General features: G+C 60.4%; 4 protein-coding genes. All 4 read left to right on the plus strand.

Translation table 11 applies throughout. From position 1 onward, the window contains the following. The first annotated feature begins 112 nt into the window (after positions 1-112). The 4 genes from RCH11_RS10980 to RCH11_RS10995 all read left to right on the plus strand — a co-directional run bounded on the left by RCH11_RS10980 (position 113) and on the right by RCH11_RS10995 (position 5431). The gene (locus RCH11_RS10980) at positions 113-1561 is read left to right on the plus strand and encodes a purine-cytosine permease family protein (RefSeq protein WP_327057027.1); all 1449 of its coding nucleotides are present in this window, start codon (positions 113-115) and stop codon (positions 1559-1561) included. Then, entirely contained in the window at positions 1558-2391 is an 834-nt protein-coding gene (locus RCH11_RS10985; protein WP_327057028.1) for a nitrilase-related carbon-nitrogen hydrolase, read from the plus strand. The genes RCH11_RS10980 and RCH11_RS10985 overlap by 4 nt, the downstream gene beginning before the upstream one ends. Positions 2392-2530: 139 nt before the next feature. Then, entirely contained in the window at positions 2531-3763 is a 1233-nt protein-coding gene (locus RCH11_RS10990; protein WP_327057029.1) for an MFS transporter, read from the plus strand. Between the two features lie 927 nt (positions 3764-4690). After that, positions 4691-5431 (plus strand): hypothetical protein, encoded by a 741-nt coding sequence (locus RCH11_RS10995; RefSeq protein WP_327057030.1) that lies wholly within the window; start codon positions 4691-4693, stop codon positions 5429-5431. Positions 5432-6000 lie beyond the last annotated feature (569 nt).

The raw sequence follows: 6000 nt of genomic DNA on the forward strand, positions 1-6000 counted from the left end.
AGACGTTCGCTCGTCGTACCCAGTTGCGCGATGTTCCGGACGCCAACATCGTGGTGCTTGGCGTTTTCTTCGCTGTGCGATGTGCTGACGACCAGAACCCGAAAGGACAAAGATGTCGGACACTACCCTCGACAGCAAACGCGAGAGTGTGATTGAACAGCATTCAATCGACTACATTCCACACTCCGAACGCCACGGCAAGGTCTGGCACCAGGGGCCCTTCTGGTTCACCGGCAATTTCGTGCTGCCGACGCTGGTCACCGGGTTCATTGGCCCGTCGATGGGGCTGAGCGTGTGGTTCAGCGTGCTCTCTATTCTGCTCGGCGCGTGTTTCGGAACCTTTTTCATGGCTTTCCACGCCAATCAAGGGCCACGCATGGGCTTACCGCAGATGATCCAGTCGCGCGCTCAATTCGGCAGCCGCGGGGCCATTGTCCCGTTCGCCGCAACCGTCTTCGTCTATGTGGGCTTCATGGTGTTCGATACGATCCTCGCCACGCAGGGTATCGGGCTCATCGCGCCGGCCAGCAAAATCCTGTGGTACCCGCTACTTATCGCGGTCTCCATCATCATCGCCGTGGTCGGCCACGATCTGCTGCATTTCGTGCAGCGCTGGCTCACCTACCTGCTCATCGTCGTTTTCACGATTATCACCATCGTCGCGATCGTCCATTTCTCCTCTGTACCTGTCGTGCAGGGGGCCGCGGTGGCGACATCCGGATGGAACACCGTCGCGTTCCTCGTGCAATTCTCAATCGCTGCCGGCTACAACATCAGCTATGCCGTTTACGTCTCTGACTACACGCGCTACCTCCCTGCGGACGTCTCGGCTCCGAAACTCATCACCTCCGTCTATGCGGGAGCAGCCCTGTCCGCGGTGTGGCTCATGTCGCTCGGCGCTCTGCTGGCCAGCTATATTCCCAACGCCGATCCGATCCTCGCCCTTCACCAAATCGGCGACCTGCTCTTCCCCGGTTTCGGCACGATAACTGTGCTTGTCTCCGTGCTCGCACTCATCTCGATCATGGGTGTCAACGCCTATGGCGCGATGCTCACGGGATCGAGCGCGATCGACGGATTCACTGCCGTGCGGCCCACCGTGCGGCTGCGGGTCATCGGCCTCATCGTGGTGGGCGTCACCTCTGTCGTCATCGCTCTGGTCATCCCGAACAACTACGTGAGCAGCTTCAACAGCTTCGTTCTGCTCATGCTGTACTTCCTCGTGCCGTGGACTGCCGTCAACCTGGTCGACTTCTATTTCGTTCGGCGCGGCAAGTATGCGATTGCGGAGATCCTGAAGCCTAATGGGCTCTATCGACGGTGGGCGTGGCGCGGTATGGTGGCGTACTCGGTCGGCTTCCTTGTGATGATTCCCTTTTTCTCTGTGAGCTTCTTTGTCGGCCCTATCGCGCAAATGCTGGGTGGCGCAGACTTCTCATTCGCGATCGGGCTCGTGGTCTCGGGAGGGCTGTACCTGCTTTTCTCACGCAGCTTCGACCGTAAGGAAGAGGAAAAAGCACGCGTGAAAAGTGACGCAGAACTCGAGGGCGCGGCACAATGACGGAGGGTGGGCTGGTCACGATCGCCTGCATCCAGTTGGCGCCCGTGATCGGTGACGCCGCCGAGTCGCTGAAACGCATTGACGTGGAGGTGAGGGATGCCGCCGGTCGGGGTGCCAATATCGTGGTGCTCCCAGAGCTCGCGAATTGCGGCTATATGTTCGCAGACCGTGAAGAGTTGCTCGCGTCGGCCCAGCCCCTCGACGGGCCGTATATCCGCGAGCTGGTGCGCACAGCGTCGGAGCTCGGCATCGTGATCGTAAGCGGCTTCAGCGAACTCGCAGCCGGCGACGAGGTATACAACTCGGCTGTGATTGTTGACCGAAACGGCGTGTTGGCCCGCTACCGCAAAACACACCTGTGGAACACCGAAAAGAGCTGCGGGTTCATAGCGGGCGACGGGTATCCCCCGGTCGTAGATACGCAGTACGGCCGCCTTGGACTGATGATCTGTTACGACCTCGAATTTCCGGAGTGGGTGCGCCGGATCGCACTCGACGGCGCAGATCTCCTGTGTGCACCGGTGAACTGGCCGCTCTACCCGCGACCGGCTGCTGAGCGTCCCGGGGAGATCGTCCGGGTGCAGTCTGATGCAGCGGTCAATCGCATGTTCATCGCGGTAGCCGACCGAGTCGGGCATGAGCGTGGCCAGGACTGGCTGGGTGGAACCGTGATAGTCGATGCGGACGGATATCCGATAACCTCCATCCAGCTTGGCGAGGAGCACACAGCGATGGTCACGGTCGACCTCGCCCTCGCTCGCGACAAATCAATAAGCCCGCTGAACGACGTCCACGCCGACCGTCGACTGGATCTCTACAACAGACGCTGATCTCCACTGTCGAAGCGCCGCAGGCGTTGGCGCCGCCATGATTTCGCACACACCTGCTTCGCGAGCCAACTCCAGGTTTTCCCCTCCCCTGTTCTTGGTGAGGCGGCCGCGCCATGACGGCCAGATAGGGTTGGCCATCGTGAGCCAACGCTACCCAGCACCGCGCATCCCGGTGTGGCGTGAGCGGGGGATGCCGGCGCTGCTCCTGATTACCGCTGCCGGATTCTCGGGCTACGCAGCACTCCTTCCGGTCTCTCCGCTGTGGGCGGTACATGGCGGTGCGGATGCAGCCGGGTCAGGCGTCGTCAACGGGCTCCTCCTGCTTGCCACAATCGCCACCCAGCCTTTCGTTCCTCGGCTACTGGCGCGTTTCGGTACCGCACCGGTCCTGGCCGCTGGCCTGCTGTTTCTGGGTGGCCCCTCCATGCTGCATCTGGTCTCCGACCAACTCGGGTGGATCCTTGCGATGTCAGTCCTCCGAGGGTTTGGATTCGGAATTCTCACCGTCGCCGGATCCACTACCCTCGCCCAACTCGTCCCGCCAGCACGACACGGTGCCGCGATCGGAGCGTACGGTGCGGCAATCGCCATCCCGCAGGTCGTACTTCTGCCCGCGGGGCCATCGCTCGTCGATGGGATTGGATACTGGATCGTGTTCGCCCTTGGCAGCACCTCCATCCTGGGAATCGCAGCCACTCCCTGGCTCGCACGGGCACTGCGGGAGAACGATGTCGAACGGCTGCAATTCGCCGATACGTCCGACGACGCCACGGATAGTGACTTTTCGCGTCGGGTATTCGACGACCCGTCGCGGCGTCGGGTTGCCAGCAGGCTGGCCCGACCGACGATCATCCTGCTCGGTGCCACTCTGGCGGGTGGCGGAATCATCACGTTCGCTCCGCAAATGAGTTCGGCACCGCTGGCGACGGCGGGAGGTCTCGCCTTATTCACCGTTGCCGCAGCGGTCAGCCGGTGGCGGATCGGGTCCCTCGCTGATCGCTACGGGACCCGGGTTTTTTTGTGGCCCCTCGTGCTCATGACCGTTGCAGGACTCGCACTCACCGCCCTCGCCGTCGAGAACCCCGGCGGCACCACAGTCATTCTCTTCCTGATCGCGCTAGCTCTCGTCGGAATCGGATATGGCGGCATTCAAAATCTCACCCTGCTGTTGTCACTTGGCGCTGTTTCACGTAGGGAATACGGCACCGCAAGTGCGTTCTGGAACATTGGCTTCGACGCTGGCACCGGCGTGGGCTCTGTGCTCGTTGGCACTATTGCTGCGGGACTGTCCTTTTCCCCGGCATTGCTGGTCGCCGCCGCGATCTCGCTCGCGACGCTACCGCTAACGTTCGTGCAGGGACGCCGCACCTGAACGATGAATCATCGGCGAGGCGATAGCCATACACGGCAGTGAGCTGACGCGCCGATGAGCGCCTTCGGCCACGCCCGATCGACGAAAATACTCCGAAGCTGCTGCGCGAGATGATCTGGGCGCTGTGGTCTTGAATCACGACCTTGAATCACGAGCGTGAATCACAGGCGGTCAGGTTCTCGAATGAGAGACAGCCAGCGTGACAGGTCGAAAGCCAGAGACCTTTCTGACAGGCGTAACGAAGCTCTGTCACTGGGAAATGGCGATCGAACCAGTCGCGTCCGGACCAACCTGGAGAGGATCACGGTCGCTTCATGGCAGCGACCCTCGGTGACGTCACCCGGCAGATACCGCAAGCAGCACTGCACTAGTCGGAGAAGGTCCCTCGATTGAGGAGCTGCAGTCTCCACGGGTGTTCTCGGTCTGTTCGGCTGAGTTCACCAGTCACGGGTACTGTGGCGACCCGCATTTCCCCTGGATCAAGGTCTAATCCGGTCGATAAAGTCATGGGTACCGTGTCGCGCAATTCTCATTGTTCGTCATCTCTGCACACGTCAGAACGCAGAGAAAATGGGGCTGATGTGGCTCTCACCACTCTCGGGGGAACGAAGCGGTCACGAGAGCAACGGAGTGTTCATTTTCGTATTCGTTCGGTGATCACGATCTGGTCGCACAGCACGGTCACCGCGTTGACACTCATTCGCTCATGCAGCGACTCTCGCACCGCGATCAGTATTCTTCTTCGCATTCCGCATTCCGCATTTCTTATTCCGCATTCCGCATGCTTTCTCCACGCCAGGCAGGGAAGTCAGCCACTCCAATCAAACGGATCAGTCACAGACTCACTGGCCTGTGCTACCCACCCAGTAATGGGTGCCAGATAAGCTCACGCTCGAGTAGACGAGACCGTGCGGAGGGGCTGCGAACGTGATCGAGATTGCGCACGGCATGGTCAGACTCGCCGCAGTTGCACTGCTCGCGGTCGCGCTCATCGGAGGGGTCTCGGGTTGCACCACGTTGGCGTCGGATACACGACCAGAATCGACGCATATCCCTATCGTTGGTATGCCAAATCCGCCGCCGGTACCCGTTGTCGGTACGCCAAATCCACCGCCCGACCCCGTTGTCGGCACGCCAAATCCACCGCCCGTCCCCGTTACTGGGGTACCAAAACCGACAAATATCCCGAATGCTGGCACGCCAAAGCCAACGATGGCTGCTCACGCACCCGGCGATGTGGTCTCAGCCGACACTCTTCTTCGCCCAGGCCAGCTGGTATACAAGCTTGCTAATGGGTCGTTCGTGGTCGTCGACAAGTCACAGCCCCTCCCCGACGTCGTGCAATCGAGAATTCTCACCGAGATTCAAGCGATACAAGCGAACTGGGATCATGCGAGTTCAAGCGCCGAGTCGGGAAAGCTTGGCGTCGCGCTCGGCAGAGTCCGACTGCGGGAAAACGCGGCTACGGGGAAGCGGATAGTCATGGTGTTCTTCACAAAAAACGACGCTCCGCGTCCGGGCGGCTACTGGAACATCGGGCCAATGCCCGCCAACATCGATTTGAGAACACAGCAGAGTTGGACCCGTGCAAAAGCGATTGGGTACGCTCAAGAATTCGTTGCGATTCAAAAAAATCCGAAGATCTTTTCCATCATCATTTCTGGTTAGTGGATTTTCGATAATTCCGGCCGGGTGTTCGAAGGCCCCATTTCGGCTAGTCCCGATCGTCGCCCCAGGGTGTGACACTCGATCGTTTTCCGCTGACACTCGTTTGTGAGCTTGGGGTCAGCTCACGAAACGGAATAAAAAACACGGCGGATTCTGTGGGCTGGGTTGGCGTAGTTGGGGCGCCGTTTTCCGGTTCAGCGGTCGGTTGCGGGGATCCGCCAGCAGAAGGTCGGGAGCGCTGAATCGTGAGCGCGCGGAGTCGACCCAGGGTGAATTTTCAATAATCTTTCAGACAGTCGAGAATTGCAGGAATTTTTTTTTGCGCGCGCGATACCCCGTATTGAACAAATATCAAGGGAAGATAAACCGTTGCATCGGTGGGGGGATGGGTCATATGCTGTGGTGAGTATTTGCGAGTTCGGGGGCCGTTGAACATTGCCTTCGGGGGCCGCCGGTATTGCCTTTCGGTGCCGGGCTGTCGCGGGGGGGGGGGCCCCGGGGGCCCCCCCCCCCCGGCGTTATTGCAGTGACAGGGCGGGCGGGGGGTGTGGGCAGGTGTTGGCGCCCGG

Origin of the sequence: Glaciihabitans sp. GrIS 2.15 (assembly GCF_035984695.1) — a bacterium.
Classification (GTDB): domain Bacteria; phylum Actinomycetota; class Actinomycetes; order Actinomycetales; family Microbacteriaceae; genus Lacisediminihabitans.